The following is a 396-nucleotide window of genomic DNA, read 5'->3' as shown; positions in this document are numbered from 1 at the left end:
GTCGCCCACAGACTTCGATAGCAGACGTATATGCTTCCCTCTATTTCACATTATGGTGTCGTAAGAAGATGCGAGTAGAGAACGCTGTGAAGCTCTTAGACATCTACATCGCGAATGCGTGGAGCATCTTCCATGCTGGTTTCGGATGTGATCGGGCGGAAAGTGCGATGTTTTCAGCCATCGATCTGTTGCGGGAGGAAGACGGGCTTAGAGCGGAATTTCTTGTCCGCGCGCAAACGACTCTGTCAACGGTCGATGGCTGGGGGACAGAAGCTGGAGCTACGCCCTTGGAGTTGATCGAACTCGCAATCCACGAATTACGTTGGCCAGAGTTCAATCCGTTGATCGAAACTCGCCGTTCACTCTTTCCACTGGATATCAGGCACCTAGATCTTT

Annotated in this window: 1 protein-coding gene; it reads left to right on the top strand. The window is 51.3% G+C overall.

The genetic code is table 11. The annotated features are described in order from the left end of the window. Positions 1-167 precede the first annotated feature (167 nt). Positions 168-396: hypothetical protein (locus IFT66_RS23420; protein WP_207105891.1), on the top strand; the 229-nt coding region annotated here is incomplete at its 3' end.

It is taken from the genome of Rhizobium sp. CFBP 13726 (genome assembly GCF_014841925.1).
GTDB lineage: Bacteria > Pseudomonadota > Alphaproteobacteria > Rhizobiales > Rhizobiaceae > Neorhizobium > Neorhizobium soli.
Note: the sequence above shows the minus strand (reverse complement) of the source record. Positions and strands in the feature narration are given on the sequence as shown.